The organism is Nocardioides speluncae (assembly GCF_003121585.1).
GTDB lineage: Bacteria > Actinomycetota > Actinomycetes > Propionibacteriales > Nocardioidaceae > Nocardioides > Nocardioides speluncae.
Map to the genome: position 1 here is coordinate 1 of NZ_QEOO01000027.1, position 1,162 is coordinate 1,162.

A 1,162-nucleotide genomic window follows, 5' to 3' on the forward strand; every position below is an offset into this window, starting at 1 on the left:
CATGTTGCGTCCTGGAAGCTGGATCAGGCCGGCGGGTGTGAGTCCCGTCCCGGTAGGTACCGGAGCGCCGGGTAGCAGGCCCCAGTCCGTTGGAGAGATCTGGCGGGCCGAGCGGGGTGTCGAGAGCCTCTTTGGAGGGAGCAAGCACGCGGGCCGCAGCGTTAAGCGAACACTGCAGCCTCGTCACACTCACAGTGGGAGAGCCGAGCCGCTCATGTCACGGCGAAGGCCATGTCCCGCCGGCCCTGTTCCGGGGTCAGCCGGTGGGGTCTCTCCGGGGTACGGGTGGCGGCACGTGTGCAAGGTCTGGTCTGGAACAGGAGAGGCCCGTCTGTGCATGCCTTGTCGGGCAGAGACCGGTCGGATAAGCCGATGGTGAAACCGTCCGGAGTGCAGCGGGAGTCCGATGGGGTCGTAGTACCGGTGATCGGCGTGCAACAGAACGCGCCGGGAGGGAAGGGCCCCGACTTTGGTCGCGCTGAGGAAGTGGGGAAGCGTGAGGGCATGGCCGGCATGGCCGGCTTGGTCCGGTCCAGCTACCCCGACACCCGATCGGGTGTTGTAGCCCCGGCGGTGTCCCTGGACGGGAAGCCGTCACGGGTGAAAGTGCGAGAACTGCAACGTCGGCTATGGACAGTGGCCAAGCAGCAGGAGGGTCGCCGTTTCCACGCCCTGTATGACCGTATCTGCAGAGGTGACGTGCTGTGGGAGGCGTGGGGACGGGTCCGGGCGAACCGGGGCGCGGCTGGGGTGGATCGGGTCACCTTGGCTCATGTGGAGCAGGAGTATGGGGTGGAGCGGATGCTCGCCGAACTCCAGCAGGCTCTGCGTTCGGGGTCGTATCGTCCCGCGCCGGCCAGGCGCGTGGACATCCCGAAACCAGCAGGCGGTAGCCGACCGTTGGGGATCCCCACGGTGCGCGACCGGGTGGCGCAGCAGGCGGCGAAGATCGTGCTGGAACCCATTTTTGAGGCCGACTTCTTGTCGTGCTCGTACGGGTTCGGTCCCAAGCGGTCGGCGACGCAGGCGATGGAAACCATCCGGAAGGCGTTCCCGCAGGGGTACACCCAGGTGGCCGAGGCCGATATCCGGGGCTTCTTCGACAACATCGACCATGACGTTCTCATGGCGCAGGTGGGTCGGAGGGTGTCGGATCGGCGGG

1 protein-coding gene is annotated in these 1,162 nt (G+C 66.9%); it reads left to right on the top strand.

From position 1 onward, the window contains the following. Positions 1-636 precede the first annotated feature (636 nt). On the top strand, positions 637-1,162 hold a 526-nt coding region (locus DDV73_RS15465), incomplete at its 3' end, for a reverse transcriptase domain-containing protein (RefSeq protein WP_240617307.1).